We start from the raw sequence: 22,251 nt of genomic DNA, 5'->3' as shown, positions 1-22,251 counted from the left end.
AGTCGCGCGCGGGCCGGCGTCGACCGGCCCGACGCGGTCGGGACGGGCGTCCCCCTTTCGCGACTCACTCCTCCTCGGGCAGGTCGCCCGGCCGATCGACGTCCCGGCGAACGCCCGGGTCGTCGACGGAGACGAGCGCGCTCGCGTCGCTCTCCAACAGGATCTCGCGCCCTCCGACGTCGCCGTCGACGGCGGTGAGCCGGTCGAAGAACCGCCGGTCGAACAGCACCGGGTTCCCCCGGTCGCCGTCGTAGGCGGCCGCGAGGGCGTCGCCCGCGCCGGCGGCGTACGCCGCGACGAGCGTCTCGACGGTCTCCGAGTCGACGAACGGCATGTCGCCGAGCGCGATCACCGCGGCGTCGACGTCGCCGAGCGCGTCTGAATCGCCGAGCGCGCCGATCCCCGTCCGGACGGACGTCGACTGTCCCGCCTCGTACGCCTCGTTGACCGCGACCCTGACCGGGAGGTCCGCCACGGCGTCGCGAACGCGGTCGGCCTCGTGGCCGACGACGACCACGACCGGATCGACTCTCGCGTCGACCAGCGCCCGCGCCGCGCGCCGCACGACCGGCTCGCCGCCGACGGTCGCGAGGAGCTTGTTGTCGTCGCCGAACCGGCTGCTCGTCCCCGCGGCGAGCAGCACGCCGGCGACGCGTGGCGCGTCGGTCGCGTCCGCCTGACCGGATCCGTCCGCGTCGAACGGCGACGAGACGACCGGAAGCCCGTCGTCCGTCATCGCTCGACGACCGGGTAGGGGACGACGTCGACCGCCTCGCCGGCCGACAGCGCCGACTCGGTGAGCACGAACCCGTCGGCGCGCGTCGCCCGCGTGCTGGAGGAGAGCACGCTCGGGTCGAACGCCTCCTCGTACACGGACAGCGGCGAGTCGACGTGGCCGAGCGGCAGCGCCTCGCCGTCCGCGAGCGTCACCGGCACGGCGTACGTGAACCCCGGAACCGCGATCCCGACGTCGCTCGTCATCGCCGCGTCGACGGTCGGGAGCGCGGTGCTCCCGGTGAAGAAGGGCCGCGCGACGAGCGAGGTCACCGCGTGCGCGCCGACGGGCTTGCCGGGGATGGCGAAGACGACGGCGTCCCGCTCGTCGAGCGTCGCGACCGCGATCGGCTTGCCGGGCCGCAGCGCGACGCGGTGGAACAGCACGGTTCCAAGCTCGCGGAGCGCGCGCACTACGTAGTCTTTGTCGCCGACGCTCGTGCCGCCGGTGGTCATCACCACGTCGTGCTCGTCGGCGAGCCCCGCGATCCGGTCTCTGACGCGGTCGTACTCGTCCGGGACGGTGCCCTCGTAGGTCGCCTCGCCGCCCCACCCGTCGACGAGCCCCGCGAGCATCGGCGAGTCGAGGTCCGTGTGCCGCCCCTCGTGGATCTCCGTGCCGGTCGCCAGAAGCCCCACGGAGGGACGCTCCGTCACGGGAACCTCGTCGATCCCGAGGTCGCCGAGCAAGATCGCGTCTTTCGCGCCGAGCCGCTCGCCCGCCGCGAACAGCCGCTCGCCGTCCGCCACGTTGCTGCCGCGCTCGTAGACGTACGTGCCGGGCTCGGTCGGCGTGCCGTCGAGTCGGCCGTCCTCGACGCTCGCCTCCTCCTGTTTGAGGACGGCGTTGGCTCCGGTCGGGAGCGGCGCGCCGGTGAAGATCCGGACCGCCTCGCCGGACGACAGCGACGGCGGCTCGGACTCCGGGAACACCTCCTCCGCAACCAGCTCGTACGGGTATCCCTCGCTCGCGTCGAACGCGTAGCCGTCCATCGTCGCGTGGCTCCGCTCGGGCACCGCCGCCGGCGCGTCGATCGGCTCGGCGAGCGTCCGGCCGGCGATCCGGTCTATCGAGACCGTCTCAGTGCCCCACCGATCGAGCCACTCGTCGCGGAGGTCGCGGACGCGCTCCGCGGCCGTCCGTACCGGCGTGATGTCGCCGTGGCCGTGGTCGCCGCCTCCGCCCCCACCGCCGCCGTCCTCGGATGAATTCCCGCTCATCGGCTACACACGGGGTCGTCACGGCCGCTCCGTCCGTGAACGGCCGATCTATCATGGTCGATAACGTTTATTAGGGTGGTACTACATATCATAGACCGTGGTAATAGTATGCTCATAGGAGGGGGATATAAAAGATGACGGTGACAGACCGACGAACGACGGTTGACGTGGGGGGTCGCTGATGGAGTTCGACGGCGAGTTCGAGCTCGACGGCGTTCCGCCGGAGAAGGCGTGGGTCGTGCTCTCGGATCCGGTCGCGGTGCGCGACTCGCTGAAGGGATGTCAGTACATCACGCCGATGGACGACTCCTTCGAGTGGGACTCCTTCGAGCCCGAGGAGGACGTTCCGACGCTGCCGGAGGCGGAGGCCGACGACGTCGCGTCGCGGGCGTTCCGGACGGGTCAGAAGTACGCGGCGCTGATGCAGGTCGGCGTCGGCAGCGTGAAGCCGAAGTTCGAGACGACGGTCACCATCGACGACCGCGACGAGGAGGACTTCGAGATGACGGCCACCGGTTCCGGCTCCGCGAGCGGGAGCAGCTTCAGCATGGAGTCCGGCATGCGGATTCACCCGCAGGAAGACGGCGACGGTTCTCGCATCGAGTGGTGGACGGAGGCCGACATCTCCGGGCGGATCGCCCAGCTCGGCGGGCGGGTGATCAACCCGGTGGCGAACAAGATCGTCAACAACTTCTTCACCTCCATCGAGTCGCAGATGACCGACGTCGAGGAGACCGACTCGGGGGTCACGGACCGAATCCGAGGGATGTTCTGATGAAGTCAGCCCCGTTTGAGCATCACGAACCGACGACGGTCGACGAGGCGGTCAGCTTACTGGAGAGCCTCGACGACCCGACGATCCTCGCCGGGGGACAGAGCCTCGTGCCGATGCTGCGCTTCCGGCTCGCGAACCCCGACGTGGTCGTCGACATCAACGGCATCGACTCGCTCGACTACCTCCGCGAGGAGGACGGCCACCTCCGCGTCGGCGCGCTCGCGCGTCACGCGGACGTCGCCGAGTCCGACGTGATAGACGAGAAGTACGGGAGCTTCGCCGACGCCGCGCCGCTCGTCGCCGACCCGCAGATCCGCAACCGCGGGACGGTCGTCGGCTCCGTCGCGCAGGCCGACCCGAAGGGCGACTGGGGGTCGGTACTGCTCGCGCACGAGGGCGAGGTGGTAGCCCGCGGTCCGGACGGCGAGCGAGCGATTCCGGCCGAGGAGTTCTTCCTCTTACCGTACGACACGACGCTCGGCGAGGACGAACTGATAACCGAGGTCCGCGTTCCGACTCCGTCACCGAACGAGGGGAGCGCGTATCACAAGCTGAAGCGCAAGACGGGCGACTACGCGATGGCCGGCGTCGGCGTCCGGCTCACGTTCAACGACGACGGCACCATCGAGTCGGCCGGGATCGGGATGACCGCGGTCGACATCACGAACGCCCGCGCGACGGACGCGGAAGAGCACCTCGAAGGGGAGCGGCCGAGCCCCGACCTGTTCGCCGCGGCGGGCGAGCTGGCCGCGGAGCAGTCCAACCCCGAGTCCGACGAGCACGGCGGCGCGGACTACAAGGCGCGGATGGTCGACGTGCTCACCCAGCGCGCGCTGGGCGACGCCGCCGAGCGCGCCGGCACGGTGACGGTCAAACGGAGGGTCACACAGTGACAGACGAACGCGAAATCACGCTGACGGTCAACGGTACCGAACACACGGTCGAAGTCGAGCCGCGGCGGCTGCTCGTCCACGCGATCCGCGAGGACTTGGACCTCACCGGCACGCACATCGGCTGTGACACGGGCAACTGCGGCGCGTGTACCGTGTTGAAAGACGGCGAGCCGATCAAGTCGTGTCTCATGTTCGCCGCGCAGGCGGACGGCGCTGAGATCCTCACCGTCGAGGGGATGGAGGACTTACCGGAGGCCGACGGGATCCACCCGCTTCAAGAGGGGTTCCGCGAGGAGCACGGTCTGCAGTGCGGCTACTGCACGCCGGGGATGCTCATGTCGGGCAAGGCGCTGCTCGACGAGGACCCCGACCCCGACGAGGAGACGATCCGCGACGCGATAAGCGGCAACCTCTGTCGCTGTACCGGCTACCAGAACATCGTCCGGTCGATCGAGTACGCGGCCGACGAACTGGCCGACAGAGCGGCGGCCGACGGCGGCGCGGTCACCGCCGACGGCGGCGCGTCGGCGTCGCCCGAGGGCGGTCACGAGCCGCCCGCGGTCGGCGGCGACGCAGACACGTTCTGCGGGCGCGAGGACTGCTGTGGCGGACCGAGCGAGGCCGACCCGTTCGACCGCGAGGCGCTCCTCGACGACGCGGAGGGTGGGAACGGCGACGCCGCCGTCGACTCGACCGACACCGCCGTCGACGCGGACGACCGAGGTGATTCAGTATGAGCAGCGAACCAGACACACCCGACGCCGAGACGGAGTATCAACACGACGAGGACGGCGGTCCCGACCCGGAGAAACACTGCGGCCACGGCCGCGGCGGCATGGGCGAAGAGGTGACGCGCAAGGAGGACAAACGCTTCATCACCGGTCGCGGTAACTACGTCGACGACATCAAGAAGCCGGGCATGCTCCACTGCGAGATCGTCCGGAGCCCGCACGCGCACGCCAGAATCGAGAACATCGACGGCTCCCGCGCGGAGGCGATGGACGACGTCGTCGCGGTGTTGACGGCCGACGACTTACTGGAGCACGACCTCGCGACGATGCCGACGCTGATGGACGACACGCAGGACGTGCTCGTCAACGAGAAGGTGAAGTTCCAGTCCCAAGAGGTCGCGGCCGTCATCGCCACGGACCGCTACACGGCGAAGGACGGCGCACAGAAGGTCGAAGTCGAGTACGACGTGCTCGACCCGGTCGTCGACGCCGCGGAGGCTCTCGAAGAGGACGCCCCGCTCGTGCGCGACGAGCTCGACGACCAGGAGGACAACCACATCTTCGACTGGGACACCGGCGACAAGGAGGCCACCGAGGCGGTGTTCGACGAGGCCGACGTCACCGTCGAGGAGGACATGCTGTACCAGCGGCTCCACCCCGCCCCGATCGAGACGTGCGGCGCGGTCGCCGACTGGGACCCCGGGATGGACAAGATGACGGTCCACATGACCTCGCAGGCTCCCCACGCCCACCGCACCCTGTTCTCGCAGGTGTCTGGCATCCCGGAGCACAAGGTCCGGATCGTGAGTCCCGACGTGGGCGGCGGGTTCGGCAACAAGGTGCCGATCTATCCGGGATACGTCGTCGCCGCGGCGGCGTCGTACGTCCTCGAACAGCCCGTGAAATGGATCGAAGAGCGCTCCGAGAACATCCAGACGACCGGGTTCGCCCGCGACTACGACATGACCGGCGAACTCGCCGCCACCGAAGACGGGATGATAGAGGGCGTCAAAGTCGACGTGCTCGCCAACCACGGCGCGTACAACGCGGCGGCGCAACCCTCGAAGTTCCCGGCCGGTTTCTTCAACATCTTCACCGGGTCGTACGACATCGAGGCGGCCTACGGGTCGCTTACGGCCGCGTTCACCAACACCGCGCCCGGCGGGGTCGCCTACCGGTGCTCGTTCCGCGTCACGGAGGCGGTGTACCTCATCGAGCGCATGGTGAAGGTGCTCGCCGACGAGCTGGAGATGGACCCGGCGGAGATCCGACGGAAGAACTTCATTCCCTCGGACGCGTTCCCGTACGAGTCTGCGACCGGGTGGAACTACGACTCCGGCGACTACGAGAAGGCGCTCGACAAGGCCTTAGAGATGGCCGACTACGAACACTACCGCGAGGAGCAGCAGCGTCGGATCGCCGAGGACGCTGACAAGCTCATCGGCATCGGCATCTCCTCGTTCACGGAGGTCGTCGGGGCCGGCCCCGGCAAGCAGTGCGACATCGCCGGGATCGAGATGTTCGACTCCGCGGACCTGCGCGTGAACCCGACCGGCAACGCGGTCCTGCGCGTCGGCGTCCAGACGCAGGGGCAGGGCCACGAGACCACCTTCGCGCAGATCGTCGCGGAGGAGCTGGGGATGGACGTCGACAACATCTCCGTCGAGCACGGCGACACCGACACCGAGCCGTACGGGCTCGGAACCTACGGCTCGCGGTCGACGCCCGTCGCGGGCGCGGCCGCGGCCGTCGCCGCGCGCAAGGTGCGCGACAAGGCCAAATCGATCGCGGCGAACGAGCTCGAAGCCGCAGAAGAGGACATCGAGTGGGACCGGGAGTCCGGCGAGTTCCACGTCGCCGGTGCGCCGGACCGCTCGATCACCATCACGGAGATCGCGGCGGGAGCCTACATGAACCACCCCGGCGACGAGGAACCCGGGCTGGAGGCCGTGAACTACTACGACCCGCCGGAGATGACGTACCCGTTCGGGTCGTACATCGTGATAGTCGAGGTGGACCGCGAGACCGGCGAGGTGGAGTTCGAGAAGTTCGTCGCGGTCGACGACTGCGGCAACCGCATCAACCCGATGATCATCGAGGGGCAGATCCACGGCGGACTCGCGCAGGGGATCGGCACCGCGATGTTGGAGAAGGTCACCTACGACGACAACGGCAACGTCACCGGCGGTGACTTCATGAACTACCTGCTTCCCACGGCCAACGAGATCCCGAACTTCGAGACGGGCCACACCGTCACGCCGTCGCCGCACCACCCGATCGGCGCGAAGGGCGTCGGCGAGTCGCCCACGGTCGGGTCGCCGCCGGCGATCGTCAACGCCGTCGTCGACGCGATGAGCCACGCCGGCGTCTCCCACGTGGAGATGCCGATGACGCCGGACGTCGTCTGGGAGACGCTCGACGACGTCGGACTCTCCCACCAGCCGGCCCACAACGTCGAGTTCGACCTCGGCGACGACGCAGAGCCGGCAGACGACTGACCCCGCACGCAGCCACCTCCGCGCCGACCGCCGCCTCGGACGCCCCGAGCCGGGTGGCGGCACCGCTTCCACACAGATGACACACGACGAGACCGAACACGACGAGACGGACGAGGCCGTACACGACGAGGCCGACGGGCCCCCGCGCGACGGAGTCGGACGGCCCGTCACGGACGGATCGAGAGAGGCACCGACGATCGACGACGGCGACGTCTCCGCGCTGGAGGCGGAACTCGCCGACCGCGGCGAGGCGTTCGCGCGGGCGACGATCGTCCGCCGCGAGCCGCCGGTGTCGGCCAACGTCGGCGACCGCGCGGTCGTGACCGCGGACGGCGAGATCCACGGCTGGGTCGGCGGTGCCGCCTGCGCGCAGTCGGTGGTGGCGACGCAGGGCGTCGCCGCGATAGAGGAGGGGACGCCGCGGCTCGTGGGGATCGCTCCGGACCCGGAGACCGTGGACCGGCCCGGGCTCGACGCCTTTCCCATGACGTGTCACAGCGAGGGCGTCCTCGAACTGTTCGTCGAGCCCGTGACGCCGACGACGGAGCTCGCGATCGTCGGCGACTCGCCGGTCGCGCGCGCGCTCGCCAGGCTCGCGGCCGAGCTGACGGTCGACGTGACGCTCGTCGTCGCGGACGGCGACGCTGACCGGGACGTCCCCGCGGGGACCCGGGTGGTGGAGACGGTCGACCACGAGGCGATCGCCGACGCCGTCGGCGACTCCCCGCTCGTCGTCGTCGCCTCCATGGGCGAGTACGACGCCCGGGGCGTGGCGGCGGGAGTCCTCGCCGACGCGCCCTACATCGGGCTGGTCGCGAGCGACGAGCGCGCGGCCGAGGAGACGGAGCGCGCGGCCGGGCTGCTCGACCGCGACGTGGGGGACGTCGTGAGCGCGGTGACGAACCCCGCGGGCGTCGACGTGGCCGCGTACACGCCCGCGGCGATCGCGGCGAGCCTGCTCGCAGAGGTCGTCGACGAGCGGTCGAAGGCGACCCCGTCGGATCCGGGCGAGGCCGCGGCGGCCGGCGGCGACGCCGAGGCTGCCACGGACGCAGCCGGGGACGACTCGGGGACAGCCGGAGACGGCTCCGACGCGTCTGCGGACGACGAGACCGCGATCGATCCGGTCTGCGGCATGACCGTGGACCCGGCGACGGCGGACGCGTCGGTGGAGCACGACGGCCGGACGTACCACTTCTGTTGTCACGGCTGTGCCGACTCGTTCGCCAACGACCCGGCGTCGTATCTCGACGAGGAGGTCGAAGCGTGAACGGGGAGGTGGCGACCCCCTTCGCGTCGGTCACCGAGGCGGAGATCCGCGAGCGGTTCGAACGAACCGACTACGTCGCCGACGATCGCACCGTCACGACGGTCGAACTCGCGCTCCGGCTCGGTCGGCCGCTCTTGGTCGAGGGGCCGCCGGGGAGCGGCAAGACCGAACTCGGCAAGACGCTCGCCGAGGGGTTCGACACGGAGCTGATCCGCCTCCAGTGTTACGAGGGGCTCACCGCGGAGAACGCGCTCTACGAGTGGAACTACACGAAACAGCTGCTCGCCGTGCAGGCCGACGAGGGGAGCGTGGCTGGCGGCGACGACGCTGCGGTCTCGGCGAACGGCGACGCGGGTGCGGCGCGGGCGGAGACGAACGACGCCGGGACGCCTTCGGCGGCGAGCGACCCCTCTGGCCCCGGCCTCGGATCCGGCTCGGTCTTCGACGAGGAGTACCTGCTGGAACGCCCGCTGTTGCGCGCGCTCCGGACCGACGGAGAGACGCCGCCGGTGCTTCTGATCGACGAGATCGACCGCGCGGACGAGGAGTTCGAGGCGTTCCTGTTGGAGCTGCTCTCGGACTTTCAGGTGTCGATCCCCGAGCTCGGCACGGTGAGCGCGTCGACGCCGCCGGTCGTGATACTCACGTCGAACCGGACGCGCGGCCTGAGCGACGCGCTGAAGCGGCGCTGTCTGTACCTCCACGTCGAGCCGCCGTCGTTCGAGACGGAGTACGAGATCGTCCGCCGGAAGGTGCCCGAACTCGACGCGGCCGTCGCGGCCGAGGTGTGTTCCGTGGTCGCGAACCTCCGGGAGGAGTCGTTCCTCAAGCGGCCGGGCGTCGCGGAGACGCTGGACTGGGCGCGGGCGGTCGCGGCCCTGCGGCACGAGGACGGGGACGAACCGCTCTCGCCCGAGGAGATAGAGCGGACGATCGGCTGTCTGCTGAAGGAAGCGGAAGACGTCGCTCGCGTCGACGGGGAACTGCTCGAACGCCTCCACGAGGCCGCGCGCGAGGCGGCAGAGCGGGTCGAGTGAGCATGGCCGATCGCGACGACGAGACGGGGGTCGAGCCCGCCGACGCCGACGTCGGTGTCTACGGGGGATCCGGGACGGAGACGCCCGACTTCCCGGCCGCCAAGACGCACCTCCTGACGGAGGTGGTCCGGCTCGTCGCCGTCCTCCGGAACGACGGGGTCAGCGTCCCGGCGACCGGGACGCTCGACGCGGCGCGCGCGCTCGCGGCGGTCGGACTCGCCGACGAGCGGCGCGTGGCGGCCGCGCTGCGCGCGAGCCTCCTCACCGAGGCCGCCGACGCCGACGCGTTCGAGGACGCGTTCCCGACGTTCTGGCACCGGCTCCGGAGCGGGCTCGACCGGATCGCCACCGCCCACGGCGGGCCGTCGCCGGGGGACGACGACGGGGACGACGAGACCGAACGTAGAGAAGGCGGGCGCGACGACAGCGGCTCGGCGGCCGACGAGCCGGGAGTGCTCGACGACGCCGAGCCGCCGGAGACGGACGCCGACGGCGACGGCGACCCGACCGTTCACATTCCGACCGACCGTCGCCACGCCGCCGGCGACCGGCCGGCGGGCGACCGCGGCGAAGAGACGGACGGCCGCCGGTACAGCGCGGTCGGCGAGAGCGAACTCGTCGCGGCCGACGTTCCGACCGCGTCCTCGGACGAGGCGGCGAGCGTCCGGCGGTTCGTGGACGCGCTGTCGTCGCTGCCGGGCCGCCGTCGGCGACGCTCGTCGACCGGCCCGGCCGTCGACGCCCGAGGTGCGCTCCGGGCGAGCCTCCAGACGGGCGGCGCGCCGATAGACCTCCCGCGCGACGCCCCCGTGCCGTCGGAGTTCCGCTGCTGTCTGCTCGTCGACGTCAGCGGTTCGGTGCTCGACACGGTCGACCGGAGCGCGCTGTTGGAACTCGGCGTGCAGGTCACGGCGAGCGCGCAGGGCGCGCGGGTGTTCCTCTTCGACACGGACCTCGTGGAGGCGACCGACGCGTTCGCCGATTCGACGCGGTCGCCGGCGGACGCCCTCCGGGCCGCGGAGGTCGAGTGGGGCGGCGGGACCCGGATCGGTCACGCGGTCGACCGGCTGCGCCGGACGGCCCCGCACGCGGTCGACCGCCGGACCGTCGTCGTGGTCGTGAGCGACGGACTCGACGTGGGCGACCCGGACCTGCTCGTCGACGGCATGACGTGGCTCGCCGACCGCGCCGAGGGCGTCCTCTGGCTCAACCCGCTCGCGGTCTCGGCGTCCTTCGCGCCCGAGTCGCGCGGGATGAGCGACGCCGCACCGTACGTCGACGCCCTATTCGGGTTCGCGTCGGCCGCGGACCTCGCCGAAGCCGCCGGGCAGATCGAGCGCCGCGGCCTCGCGGGCGCGGTCGGCTACGAACACGACTCGCGCCGGATCGACGGCGGGGAGGGGGTCGTATGACCGACGCCGAGCCGGATCGCGGGCCTGACAGCGGTTCCGGATCCGACTGGCCGGGACCGGTTCTGCGAGCGACCCTCGACGCGCTTCGCGCCCGCGGCGCGTTCGACGGCGTTCGACTGGACCGCGCCACGGTGGGCACCTCGGCGGTGCTCGTGGAGCTCGTCGCCGACGCCGGCGACGACGCCGAGTGCCAGCATCGGGCGTCTGCGGGCCTCGCACACCGCCCGACGGGGTCGTCGCCGACGCCGCCCGACGCCCTCGACGGACTCGTGGCACCGATCGAGGACCGCGGCGATCGCGACGCCCCGCTCGGCGAGCGCGCGCTCGCCGTCGCCGCGCTGAACGCGCTCTCGGTCCCGTTCCTCGACTGGCACACGGGCGACCCGATGGCGCTGCTCGACGCGTCCGTGTCGCGGATCGTCACGGTCGGGCTGTTCCGGCCGGCGTTTCGGAAGTTCGACGGCGTCGATGTCGGCGTGATCGAGCGCGAGCCCGTCGCGGTCGAGACCGTCTCGACGCCGCCGGGCGTCGCGGTGGAGTCGTTCACGCCGCAGGAGACCGCGGCCGCGATGGAGGGAGCCGACGTGGCGTTCGTCACCGGATCGACGCTGGTGTACGGGGGAATCGAGCGATATCTCGACGCCGCCCCCGCGTCGGCGACGGTCGTCGTGGTCGGCGCGACGGCCTCCGCGGTGCCGGAACCGCTCTTCGACCGGGGCGTCGACGTCGTCGCCGGCGCGGCGATAGCCGACCCCGAACGGGTGCGGTCGGCGGTCGCGGACGGATACTGCGGGACCGACCTCCACGACCGAGGCGTTCGCAAGGTGTACGCGGCGCGCGGCGCGCCCGAAACCATGGATCTGCAACCGGGAACCTGACATGACAGAGAGCAACTGGAGCGTTCCGGAGACCGAAGTCGTACAGCGCGTTCACGACCACCTCGATTCCGACGGCACCGGCGTCCTCGCGACGATAGTCGACGTCGAGGGGAGCGCCTACCGCCGTCCGGGGGCGAAGATGCTCCTCGACGACGAGGGAGGGGTCGGCTCGATCACCGCGGGCTGTATCGAGGACGACCTGCTCGCCGCCGCGGAGTCGGTCAGGGAGACCGGCCGACCGGACCGGGTGACCTACGACCTGATGGGCGACGACGCCGACGACGTCTGGGGGCTCGGCGTGGGCTGTAACGGCGTCATCGACATCCTGCTCGAACCGCTCGACGAGACGTATCGCCCGGCGGTCGAAGCGTTCGACGCCGGTCGCGACGTAGCGGTGCTCACCGTCCTCTCCGCCGACGGAGACGAACGGATCGGGGACGACGGAAACGGACGCGTGGGAGACGACGGAAACGGACGCGTGGGAGACGACGGCGACGACGACAGCGAGAACTCAGACGTCCCGGAACGGCTCGGCGACCGCGCGTACTACTATCCCGACGAGAGGGGGCTGCGACTCTCCGACGGGTCGTCCGCGGACGCGTGGCCGGCCGAGGCGCTCTCGGGACCGGCCGCGGACCTCGCAGAGCGCGGCTCCGCGGACGTCGTGACCGTCGAGGGCCCGGACGGCCGGACGCTCACCGTGTTCGTCGACGGGATCGCCGCCCCCGACGACCTGGTCGTCTTCGGGACGGGCCACGACGTCGGGCCCGTCGTGGAGTTGGCCGAACGAACCGACTTCCGGGTCACCGTCGTCGGGTTCCGCGGCGCGGTCGACCTCGAATCGCGGTTCCCCGAGGCGCACCGTACCGTGACGACCTCTCCGGGGACGCTCGACGACGCGCTCGACGTCGACGACCGGACGCACGCCGTCGTGATGACCCACAACTTCGTCGACGACCGGCTCGCCGTGGAGACGCTGTTGCGGTCGGACGCGCCGTACGTCGGGCTGATGGGGCCGCGCGAGCGGTTCGACGAGATGCTGGAGGCGTTCGACGACGAGGGGACGACGTTCTCGGAGGCGGAGCTCGCGTCGCTGTACACGCCCGTCGGGCTCGACCTCGGCGGCGGCTCCCCGTATCAGATCGCACACAGCATCGTCGGCGAGGCGCTCGCCGTGTCGAACGACCGGACGCCGGGACACCTGCGTCAGCGCGACGGGACCATCCACGACCGCGTCGACGTGGACGCCCCGCCCTCGCCGTAGCGAGGGGAGCGGTCGCCGTCGAAACCGACACGATAATCCTCCCGCCGCGACGACACCGGACCATGCAGGACAAGCGCGTCCTCGTGACGGGCGGTGCGGGATTCATCGGCTCGAACCTCGCGAACCGCCTCGCCGCGGACAACGACGTGATCGCGGTCGACGACATCTACCTCGGAACGCCGGAGAACCTCGACCCCGCGGTGGAGTTCGTCGAGGCCTCGGTGCTCGACGACGACTACCCCGTCGACGTCGACGTCGTCTTCCACCTCGCCGCGCTCTCCTCGCGGAACATGCACGAGTCGGACCCCCAGCGCGGCTGTCGCGTCAACGTCGAGGGGTTCATCAACACGGTCGAGCGCGCCCGCGAGGCGGGCTGTGACACGGTCGTCTACGCGTCTACCTCCTCCATCTACGGGAGCCGGACCGAGCCGTCTCCCGTCGAGATGGACGTGGAGTCGCACACGGCCTACGAGGCCTCCAAGCTCTCGCGGGAACGCTACGCCGAGTACTACGCGAACCACCACGAGATGAACATGGCCGGCCTCCGATTCTTCTCCGTGTATCAGGGCTTCGGCGGCAACGAGGAGCACAAAGGCGAGTACGCGAACACGGTCGCGCAGTTCGCGGACGCGATCGCGAGCGGCGAGGCTCCCGAGCTGTTCGGCGACGGCAGCCAGACCCGGGATTTCACCCACGTCTCGGACGTCGCGCGCGCCTGCGAACTCGCCGCGGACCACGAGCTGACCGGCGTCTACAACGTCGGCACCGAGGAGGCGTACACGTTCAACGAGATGGTCGAGTTGATCAACGACGCGCTCGGCACCGACGTCGATCCGGTGTATATCGAGTGTCCCTTCGACGGCTACGTCCACGACACCATGGCCGACTACTCGACGTTCCACGAGGCCACGGGTTGGGAGCCCGAGATCGGCTTCGAGGAGGGCGTCGAGCTGGTGTGTGAGCCGTACCGCGAGGAGTGACACGCACCGAGCGGAAGCCTACCGAGCGGCCCGCGGTGTCCCGGGCGAACGGTCCGACAGTGTGGATCACTCTCGCGGCCGGATCAACATATTCACTACAACCCGTCACAAACCGGGGTGTATGAGCACGGACGACGTCTCGCGGCGCACGTTCATCCGGACCGCCGGCGGCGCGGCCGCGGCCGCTGGCGCGGCGACGGCGACCTCGGGAACTGCGGCGGCACAGGAAGTCGAACCCGACTGGCCGAGCGGGGCATCGAGCGGGAACGTCGGATCCTACCAGGACGCCCGCGGACAGGACTCGGTGACCATCTCCGTCGGGGCCGGCGACCAGGGGCTCGCGTTCGATCCGACGCTCGTGTGGGTCGACACGGGCACGACGATCACGTGGGAGTGGACGGGCAGCGGGGGCGCACACAACGTCCAGACCGTCGAGGGCGGCGGTCCGGCGAGCCTCGACAGCGGCGACCCGGTCGGCGAGGAGGGCTACACCTACGAGTACGAGGTGACCGAAGAGGACGCCGGGATCACCCACTACCACTGCGTTCCGCACACGGCCGTCGGCATGCACGCCGGCCTCGCCGTCGGCGGGGACGTCGCCACCGTCGAGACCGGCGGAGGCGGAGGCAGCAACGCCGTGTTCGTTCCGCAGGGCGCTCGCGCGCTCGGGATCGCGACGTTCATCGCGATGGTGAGCACGCTCGGACTCGCGTTCGTCTTCATGAAGTACGGCGGCACGATCACCGCCGAAGACGCGTAACGCTCCCACATCGGGCGGACACGTCCGATTCGCCGCGTCGGAACGCACCAGTCTTCTCCGTTTCTGTCGTCGACCAGCCGACGGCCCCGTCCGTCCCGCGTCGTCACGCGCTCGCGAGCGACCGATACGCCTCGACGTATCGGTCCAAGACGGCGTCGTGGTCGTACTCGGCGAAGTCGCGTTCGACCGTCTTTCGATCGAGGTCGGCGACGGCCACGAACTCGTCTGCGAGCTCCGCCGGCGTCGTCACCAGCCGTCCCCGCTGGCGTCCCTCGACGAGTTCGTGCGCGCTGGAGTCAGCCTGATACTCGACGAGCGCGACGCAGCCGCACGCGAGCGCCCACAGAAGCTCCGTGGCGAACGTCTCCCACGTCGCCGTCGCGACGGCGACGTGCGTCCCCTTGAAAAGCGAAACGCGCTCGCGGAGCGGCAGGTCGCCGAGGAACGACACTCGATCGTCGATCCGGAGGTCGCTCGCCATCGACTCGATCCGGCCGCGCTCGGGCCCGTCGCCTACGACCGCGGCGGTCCAGTCGCGGCCGCGAAGCTCGGCGAGCCCGAGCAGGAACGTCTCGACGTTGGCGTGGCGGTCGAGCCGCCGCGAGTACACCGCGTCGAACCGATCGTCGACCGCGGCGTCGGTCACGAGGTCGAAGTCGATGCTCTCGGGGACGACTCGCACGTCGTCGCCGTCGGCACCGTGCTCTCGCACCCGCGTCTTGACCGTTCGCGAGGGCGTCGTCACGAGGTCGGCGCCCCGCGCGAGCAGGCGGTACCGCCGCGCGGCGTCCGCCGGGTGGTCGTGCCACCAGTCCACGACGACGGGAGTCCGAGAGAGCGTTCCCGCGACCGTCGCGCCGACCCCGGGCGTCGGTGGGCTGTTGACCGCGTGGACCACGTCGGGTGCGACGCGGCGGAGCGCGACCGGGAGTCGGGCCGCGAACGTCGACGGGGCGGGATCGGCGGTGACCGACCGGTACGTGATTCCCTCCTCCTCGAAGACGTCGTGGTCGCCGCCCCACCAGCGGGCACAGAGCCACGTCACCTCGTGGCCGCGATCGGCGAGGCCGCGAGCCACTCGACGCGTTCGACTCCGGGCCGGCGTGTCGCCGTGCCCGGGGGCGAAAAGCGAGACGAACGCGACGCGCATACGCCGGGTGGACGACGGCGGCAGGTAAAAAGACACGGGCATCGAATCGTCCGCTCGGGTGGCAGTGTGAACGGGGCCGGGACGCTCGCCGCGCAACGCCACCACCCGAAACGGTTTCACACCGCGTGCGGAACCGACTCCCATGCATCGATACGACATCGAGCGATACCTCAACGTCCGCAGCGCCGGCGGAGCCGACATCGGTCCCGACGGTCGGCTCTCCGTCGTCTTGAACACGACCGGCACCGGTCAGGTGTGGTCGCTCGACGCGCCGCTTTCGTGGCCAACACAGCGCACCTTCTTCGAGGAGACCGTCTCGTTCGTCGACTCCTCGCCCGAGCGTCCCGAAGCCGTCTTCGGTATGGACGAGGGCGGGAACGAGCGCACCCAACTGTACCGCCTCAACTACGAGTCCGGCGAGATAGTCGATCTCACCCGTCGTCCGGCGGCGAAACACCGCTGGGGCGGCTGGGACGGCGAGGGCGACCGGTTCGCGTTCGCCTCGAACCGCCGAGACGAGGCCGTCTTCGACGTGTACGTCCAAGAGCGCGCGGTCGAACCGAGCGGCGACGTCGAGGGCGACCGCTCCGACACCCCGAGCGGCCCGCCCGATCCAGAGCTGGTGTACGAGGGCGACGGGTGGCTCTCGGTCGCCGGGTGGTCGCCGAGCGACGACCGCCTCGTCGTCCACGAGGCGCACGCCTCCTTCGACCACGACCTGTATACCCTCGACGTCGAGAGCGGTGAACTGACACACCACACGCCGCACGACGGCGACGTCCGCTACGGCAGCCCCCAGTGGGGACCGGACGGCGACGCGATCTATCTGGTCACTGACCGCGACAGCGACACGCTCCGCTTGGAACGGCTCGACCTCGCGACCGGCGAGTTCACCGTCGTCGTCTCCGGCGGCGAGTGGAACGTCGACGGCGTCGCGCTTCACGAGGAATCCCGACGGCTAGTCTACTCGCGCAACGTCGACGGCTACACGGAGCTTACCGTCGGCGAGCTGGTCGCGTCCGATCGGATCGACGAACTGCCCGCGCCGGACCTCCCGGACGGCGTCGCCGGCGGCGTGAGCTTCGGCCCGGACGGCGACCGGTTCGCGGTCACCGCGACCGGGAGCACGCACAACGCGAACGTTCACGTGGTCGAGACGACGACGGGGGAGACGGAGCGGTGGACCGCGGCCGCGACGGCGGGTATCCCGCCGGAGACGTTCGTCGAGCGCGAACTGGTCCGGTATCCCACCTTCGATGAGCGGGAGATACCGGCGTACCTCTCGGTGCCGGAGACGGAGCCGCCGGAGGCCGGCTACCCCGTCGTCGTCGACGTCCACGGCGGGCCGGAGTCCCAGCGTCGCCCCTCGTTTTCGTCGGTCACGCAGTACCTGCTGAACAGCGGGTACGCCGTCTTCGAACCCAACGTCCGCGGATCGTCCGGCTACGGGAAGGCGTATGCGGCCCTAGACGACGTGAGAAAGCGGATGGACTCGGTGAAAGACCTCCGCGCCGGCGTCGAGTGGCTCCACGACCACCCCGAGATCGACCCCGACCGCGTCGTCGCGATGGGCGGCTCCTACGGCGGGTTCATGGTGCTCGCGGCGCTCACCGAGTACCCGGACCTGTGGGCCGCCGGCGTCGACGTCGTCGGCATCGCGAACTTCGTGACGTTCCTCGAAAACACCGGCGACTGGCGGCGCGAGCTTCGCGAGGCCGAGTACGGCTCGCTCGCGGACGACCGCGAGTTCTTGGAGTCGATCTCGCCGGTCAACAGGATCGACCGAATCCAGTCGCCGCTCTTCGTTCTCCACGGCGCGAACGACCCGCGAGTGCCCGTCGACGAGGCCGAACAGATAGCAGAGCGGGCCGGTGAGCAGGGCGTCCCCGTCCGAAAGCTGGTCTTCGACGACGAGGGCCACGGCTTCTCGAAGCTGGAGAACCGGGTCGAGGCGTACCGCGCGATAGTGGAGTTCCTCGGCGAGCACGTGTAGGCGCGGCGGCGTGTTGCTCGGTGCCCGGCGAGCGACAGTCCGCCGTCGCTCGCGTGGATCGGGTTTACTCCCAGTCGGGACCGAAGTCGGGGTCGACGCGACGGTCACGCTCTTCGATCGCGTCGATCGCGGCGACGTCCTCGTCAGTGAGGTCGACGTCGAGGCTCGCGAAGTTGTCGCGGATGTGGGCCTCGCTCGTCGCCTTGGGGATCGCGGTCACGCCCTTCTCGCGGAGCCACGCGAGGCTGACCTGTGCCGCGCTGACGCCGTGGTCCTCGGCGATCTCCGTGAGCGTCGGATTCTCGAAGACCGCGCCGCGGGCCAGCGGCGAGTACGCGACGAGTTCGACGTCGCCGTCGTCCGCGTACTCGCGGAGTTCCTCCTGCTGGAGGAGCGGGTGCATCTCGACCTGGTTCGCGAACGGGGCCTCGCCGAGCACGTCGGCCGCGGTGTCGAGGTGTTCGGGCTCGAAGTTCGAGACGCCGATCCGGTCGATCAGGCCGTCGTCGCGAAGCTCGGCGAACGCGGACAGCGTCTCCTCGGGGTCGTACGCGCCGGCCGGCCAGTGGACGTACAGGAGGTCGACCGTGTCGACCGCGAGCTTCTGGAGGCTCTCGCGCGTCGAGGCGGCGACGTCCTCTGGCGCGAGCTGGTCGATCCAGACCTTCGTGGCGAGGAAGACGTCCTCGCGGTCGACGTCTGCGGTCGCGATCCCCTCGCCGACGGCCGCCTCGTTGCCGTACGCCTGCGCGGTGTCGACGTGGCGGTATCCCATCTCCAGTGCGGTCGCCACCGAGTCGGTACACTGCGCGGGGTCCTCGTTCTGCCACGTACCGATGCCGAGTACCGGCATCCCGTTCCGGAGCGGTGCCGCGGGCTGTTGCTGTTGGTCTGTCATCGGGCACGTGTACTCGCGTGAGCCGAAAATCGCTTGCGGTACGGGCGGGTGCGACCGGGACTCGGCCGCGAGTCCGGCGGGCGCACGCGTGGTCGGCGAGCCGCCGTCGCCCGCGCCGCGACGGCCTCCGCGCGCCGTCAGGCCTCGTCGGACAGCAGCGCCCGCGAGGAGTTCGTCACGACGAGCAGGCTCGACAGCCCCATCGCGACCGCGGCGAAGAGGGGGTTGAGCAGCCCGAGCGCCGCGAGCGGGATGGCGACCGCGTTGTACAGGAACGCCCAGCCGATGTTCCCCTTCACCCGCCGACCGGCCGCGCGCGCGAGTTCGAAGACGGTCGCCACGGAGCCGAGATCGTCGTCGACGATCGCGACGTCGGCGGCGTCGGCCGCCATCGCCGTGCCGCCCCCGAGCGCGATGCCGAGGTCGGCCGCGGCCAGCGCGGGCGCGTCGTTGGTCCCGTCTCCGACCATCACGGTGAGGCCGTTGGCCTTCAGCCGCTCGACGGTCTCGGCTTTCCCCTCGGGCGGAACGCCCGCGAACACCGAGGAGACCGCGTCGTGTTCGCTGAACACCGTGGCCGCGCGCTCGTCGTCGCCCGTGAGGACGACCACGTCGACGCCGCGGCCGTCGAGCGCGGTCACCGTCTCCTCCCACCCCTCGCGAAGCTCGTCGCCGACGACGATCACGCCCTCGGCCGCGCCGTCGCGACCGACCGCGACCGGGACGCGTCCAACGTCGCGGGCGTCGGCGACCGCCTCCCGAATCCGGTCGGGCACCGTCCACCCGCGCTCGTCGAAGAGGTCGGGGTGGCCGACGACGACCGGCGTCCCGTCGACGGTTCCGGAGACGCCGCGGGCGTGGCTCTCGAAGTCGGTGACTGCGGGCGACGGCGAGCCGCCGACAGGCGACTTGTCGCTCTCCGCCCGGTCGTCCGCCGCCGCCCCGCCGTCCGCGACCGCGGGGGTCGCGTCGCCGTCGCCGGACCCCGCCGTTTCGGCGACGTCTCCGGAGCCGCCGCCCGACCGAGCCGCCGCGATCGCCTGTCCGACCGGGTGTGAAGACCGCTCTTCGAGCGCGGCCGCGAGCCGGAGCAGACCGTCGTCGATCTCGCGTGCGACCACGCGCATCTCGCCCGTCGTCAGCGTCCCCGTCTTGTCGAAGACGACGGTGTCGGCGTCGCGGACCCGCTCGAAGACGGTGTCGTCGAAGATCACGATGTTCCGCTCCAAGGCGTCGCGGATCCCCGCGGCCACAGCGAGCGGCGTCGCGAGCCCGAGCGCGCACGGGCACGAGACGATGAGCACCGTGAGCCCGACGAGCATCGCCCGCGTCACGCCGTTGCCGAGCGCGAGGTTGACCGCGGCGGCGACGACGGCGATCGTGAGTACCGCGGGGACGAAGATGGTCGCGAGCCGGTCCGCGAGCTTCTGGACCCCGTGGTTCCCGCTCTGGAGGTCCCAGACCAGCTCCGAGACGCGGTCGAGGCTGGAACTCGCGTCCGGGCCGACCGCGACCGTCACGGAGCCGTCGGCGACGACCGACCCGCCGACCACCGCGTCACCGGGCGTCTTCCGGACGGGCATCGACTCCCCGGTGACCACCGACTCGTCGACCGCGGCGTCGCCGTCGACGACCTCGCCGTCGACCGGAACCCGCTCGCCGGCGCGCACGAGCACTCGGTCGTCGGGGGCGAGGGCGTCGATGGCGACCTCCTCGGTCCCTCCGTCTTCGCCGTCGGCTCCCGCCCGCGCGACCCGGCGCGCCGAGTCGACCTGCACGGCGGTGAGATCGGAGAGCAGTTCCGTCGCGCGCGACTTGATCGCGTCCTCGTAGCGGTTCCCGACCGTGACGATCACGATGATCGCGACGGTCACGTCGTAGTAGACGGAGGGAGACTCGACGAAGATCACGGCGAGCGTGCTGTAGACGTACGCGCTGACGGCCGCGAGCGCGACGAGGAGATCCATGTTCGGCGACCGCGTCTTGGCGCTGACGTACGCCCCCCTGAGGATCGGCTTGCCCGTCACGAACAGCACGACCGTCGTCAACACCGCGATGACGATGAAAAAGTAGGTACCGGAGGTCGAGGACATCGCCTGATTGAGGTACTCCAGCGTCCGCTCGTTGTAGAAGGGGAACGCGAAGTACGTCGGGTAGATGATGACGATGTACTGGAGCATGACCGCCATGCCGACGAGCACGCCGGCAGCCAGACGCGCCGTCGCCATGTTGTCGGCCCTGCGGCGCTCGAAGGCGTCGTCTCGGGCGTACGCGCTGTATCCGAGCCCGCTCACGGCCTCTGAGAGGTCGTCTGTAGAGACGGCGTCGGGGTCGTGGTCGATCCGAACCGTGTCCGTGACGTAGCTCGCGCTCGCGGCGCTCACGCCCTCGGTGTCCGTCGCGACCGTCTCGATGAACGCCTCACAGGTCGCACAGTGCATCCCGTCCACTTCGAGGAACGCCGCCTCGTGGTCGGCCGGAACCGCCGACGCGTCGCTTTCGGCGTCGGAGCCGTCGCGCGCGGGACCGCCGGACTCGGAGGCGGTCGCCGACCGCCGTTCGCGCACGTCGTCGGCGTCGACGTCGGCGTCGCCGAGGGCCGCGTACACGTCCCGACAGCCCGCACAACAGAAGCGGTTCCCCTCGTCGTCTGTGACGTCGACGCCCTCGGTCGGGAGGTCACAGAGGGTACAGCCGTCGGCGGCGTCTCCCGTCTCGCTCGGCGGGCTCGCGCTCACGTCACATCCCTCCGTGACCGGACGCGCCGGCGACGTCGAGCGGGTTCCAGAACGGCAGGCGTGGGTGCGGAATGTGGACGCCCACCGCCATCAGCCCGTGCGCGAACAGCACGTAGCCGAGCGCGACGAACGCCAGCCCGAGCAGCCGGTGGACCCGCCTGCGGTGGACCGCGTCGACGCTCTCGATCAGCGTCCCGTAGAGGAACACCGCGGGCATCGTCCCCACGCCGAGCGCGGCGAGCGCGACCGCGCCGCTCGTCGCCGACCCGCTCGCGAACGCGTAGAGGTACGCCGGGTAGAGGATCGGACACGGGAGCAGGCCGTGGAGCCCGCCGAGACCGACGATCCCGGGACCGTTCGCCAGCCGGTCGACGTACCCCGTGAGCCAGCCGGTGACGCGGTCGAGCCCCGGAAGGTGAACGCCGCCCGTCGCCCCGCCGAGCGCGTACCGGACGCCGACGACGATGACGGCCGCGCCGACGCCGAGGCCGACGACGCCGCGGACCGTCGCCGCCGCGCCCGTGAGCGTCGCGGTCGTGACGAGCACCGCTCCGCCGAGCGCGCCGAACGCCGCGCCGATGAGGGTGTAACTCGCCGCCCGTCCGAGGTTGAACAGGGCGTGCTGGCGGACCTCGTAGGTGGTGAGGTGGCTGCCGCGGCGGTCGGTCGCGGTGTCGGAACCGCCGCGCGTCCGTCCGCCGGTCGCGCCGCCGTCCGTCCGCTCGCCCGCCCCCTCGCGCATCCGTCCGGCGTAGACGGTGACGAGCGGGCCGCACATCCCGATGCAGTGGGCTCCGCCGAGGACGCCGATGGCGAGAAACAGGAGGACGTCGACTCCGAGGAGCGTCGAGATGGCCATGTGAACTCAGTCGGTCTCGATTGGGGTCGCGTGCGGTAATGGGTTTCGACGGGCGGGTCGGTTCGGTAAGCGACTGCGGCGGGTCGGGTCGGTCGGCACGGGGATCGCCGCGGGGCGACG

The 22,251-nt window shown here is 70.9% G+C and carries 18 protein-coding genes; 12 read left to right on the top strand and 6 right to left on the bottom strand.

All coding sequences use genetic code 11. The annotated features are described in order from the left end of the window. Positions 1-64 precede the first annotated feature (64 nt). On the bottom strand, positions 65-736 hold the full coding sequence (locus tag NO930_RS11525) for a nucleotidyltransferase family protein (RefSeq protein ID WP_256403572.1): 672 nt from the start codon (positions 734-736) through the stop codon (positions 65-67). Further along, complete coding sequence (locus tag NO930_RS11520; RefSeq protein WP_256403571.1) at positions 733-1,995, bottom strand: molybdopterin molybdotransferase MoeA; 1,263 nt, start codon at positions 1,993-1,995, stop codon at positions 733-735. Before NO930_RS11520 ends, NO930_RS11525 begins: the two co-directional genes overlap by 4 nt. Positions 1,996-2,176: 181 nt before the next feature. Between NO930_RS11520 and NO930_RS11515 the strand changes: the two genes are divergently transcribed. The 11 genes from NO930_RS11515 to NO930_RS11465 all read left to right on the top strand — a co-directional run bounded on the left by NO930_RS11515 (position 2,177) and on the right by NO930_RS11465 (position 14,493). Beyond that, the gene (locus NO930_RS11515; RefSeq protein ID WP_256403570.1) at positions 2,177-2,770 is read left to right on the top strand and encodes an SRPBCC family protein; all 594 of its coding nucleotides are present in this window, start codon (positions 2,177-2,179) and stop codon (positions 2,768-2,770) included. Further along, entirely contained in the window at positions 2,770-3,663 is an 894-nt protein-coding gene (locus tag NO930_RS11510) for an FAD binding domain-containing protein (protein WP_256403569.1), read from the top strand. Before NO930_RS11515 ends, NO930_RS11510 begins: the two co-directional genes overlap by 1 nt. Next, the gene (locus NO930_RS14050) at positions 3,660-4,400 is read left to right on the top strand and encodes a (2Fe-2S)-binding protein (RefSeq protein WP_321169343.1); all 741 of its coding nucleotides are present in this window, start codon (positions 3,660-3,662) and stop codon (positions 4,398-4,400) included. The genes NO930_RS11510 and NO930_RS14050 overlap by 4 nt, the downstream gene beginning before the upstream one ends. Beyond that, positions 4,397-6,892 carry an aerobic carbon-monoxide dehydrogenase large subunit gene (locus tag NO930_RS11500; protein ID WP_256403568.1) on the top strand — a complete coding sequence of 832 codons (2,496 nt, stop codon included), beginning with the start codon at positions 4,397-4,399 and terminating at the stop codon, positions 6,890-6,892. The genes NO930_RS14050 and NO930_RS11500 overlap by 4 nt, the downstream gene beginning before the upstream one ends. Before the next feature lie 76 nt (positions 6,893-6,968). Continuing rightward, a complete protein-coding gene (locus tag NO930_RS11495) occupies positions 6,969-8,162 on the top strand; it encodes an XdhC family protein (RefSeq protein ID WP_256403567.1) in 1,194 nt (397 codons plus the stop codon). Next, positions 8,159-9,199: an AAA family ATPase gene (locus NO930_RS11490; RefSeq protein ID WP_256403566.1), complete on the top strand. Its 1,041-nt coding sequence runs from the start codon at positions 8,159-8,161 to the stop codon at positions 9,197-9,199. The genes NO930_RS11495 and NO930_RS11490 overlap by 4 nt, the downstream gene beginning before the upstream one ends. A gap of 2 nt (positions 9,200-9,201) precedes the next feature. Continuing rightward, on the top strand, positions 9,202-10,611 hold the full coding sequence (locus NO930_RS11485; protein WP_256403565.1) for a VWA domain-containing protein: 1,410 nt from the start codon (positions 9,202-9,204) through the stop codon (positions 10,609-10,611). Continuing rightward, positions 10,608-11,489, top strand: a complete 882-nt coding sequence (locus tag NO930_RS11480; protein ID WP_256403564.1) for a Rossmann-like domain-containing protein — start codon at positions 10,608-10,610, stop codon at positions 11,487-11,489. Before NO930_RS11485 ends, NO930_RS11480 begins: the two co-directional genes overlap by 4 nt. Position 11,490: 1 nt before the next feature. Further along, a complete protein-coding gene (locus tag NO930_RS11475; RefSeq protein ID WP_256403563.1) occupies positions 11,491-12,753 on the top strand; it encodes an XdhC family protein in 1,263 nt (420 codons plus the stop codon). A gap of 62 nt (positions 12,754-12,815) precedes the next feature. Continuing rightward, positions 12,816-13,733, top strand: a complete 918-nt coding sequence (locus NO930_RS11470; RefSeq protein WP_256403562.1) for an NAD-dependent epimerase/dehydratase family protein — start codon at positions 12,816-12,818, stop codon at positions 13,731-13,733. A gap of 121 nt (positions 13,734-13,854) precedes the next feature. Beyond that, positions 13,855-14,493 (top strand): halocyanin domain-containing protein, encoded by a 639-nt coding sequence (locus tag NO930_RS11465; protein WP_256403561.1) that lies wholly within the window; start codon positions 13,855-13,857, stop codon positions 14,491-14,493. Positions 14,494-14,596: 103 nt separating this feature from the next. On the opposite strand, the gene NO930_RS11460 is transcribed toward NO930_RS11465, so the two are convergent. After that, the gene (locus NO930_RS11460; protein WP_256403560.1) at positions 14,597-15,643 is read right to left on the bottom strand and encodes a glycosyltransferase family 4 protein; all 1,047 of its coding nucleotides are present in this window, start codon (positions 15,641-15,643) and stop codon (positions 14,597-14,599) included. A gap of 142 nt (positions 15,644-15,785) precedes the next feature. Between NO930_RS11460 and NO930_RS11455 the strand changes: the two genes are divergently transcribed. Further along, positions 15,786-17,636 (top strand): S9 family peptidase, encoded by a 1,851-nt coding sequence (locus tag NO930_RS11455; RefSeq protein ID WP_137783700.1) that lies wholly within the window; start codon positions 15,786-15,788, stop codon positions 17,634-17,636. Between the two features lie 64 nt (positions 17,637-17,700). Here NO930_RS11455 and NO930_RS11450 read toward each other — a convergent pair whose 3' ends face one another. The 3 genes from NO930_RS11450 to NO930_RS11440 form a co-directional block, all read right to left on the bottom strand. Next, positions 17,701-18,489: an aldo/keto reductase gene (locus NO930_RS11450; protein WP_256403673.1), complete on the bottom strand. Its 789-nt coding sequence runs from the start codon at positions 18,487-18,489 to the stop codon at positions 17,701-17,703. A gap of 182 nt (positions 18,490-18,671) precedes the next feature. Further along, positions 18,672-21,272, bottom strand: coding sequence for a heavy metal translocating P-type ATPase (locus NO930_RS11445; protein ID WP_256403559.1), 2,601 nt, complete (start codon positions 21,270-21,272; stop codon positions 18,672-18,674). Between the two features lies 1 nt (position 21,273). After that, positions 21,274-22,131: a sulfite exporter TauE/SafE family protein gene (locus tag NO930_RS11440; protein ID WP_256403558.1), complete on the bottom strand. Its 858-nt coding sequence runs from the start codon at positions 22,129-22,131 to the stop codon at positions 21,274-21,276. Positions 22,132-22,251 lie beyond the last annotated feature (120 nt).

The organism is Halorubrum salinum, assembly GCF_024494575.1.
GTDB lineage: Archaea > Halobacteriota > Halobacteria > Halobacteriales > Haloferacaceae > Halorubrum > Halorubrum salinum.
Note: the sequence above shows the minus strand (reverse complement) of the source record. Positions and strands in the feature narration are given on the sequence as shown.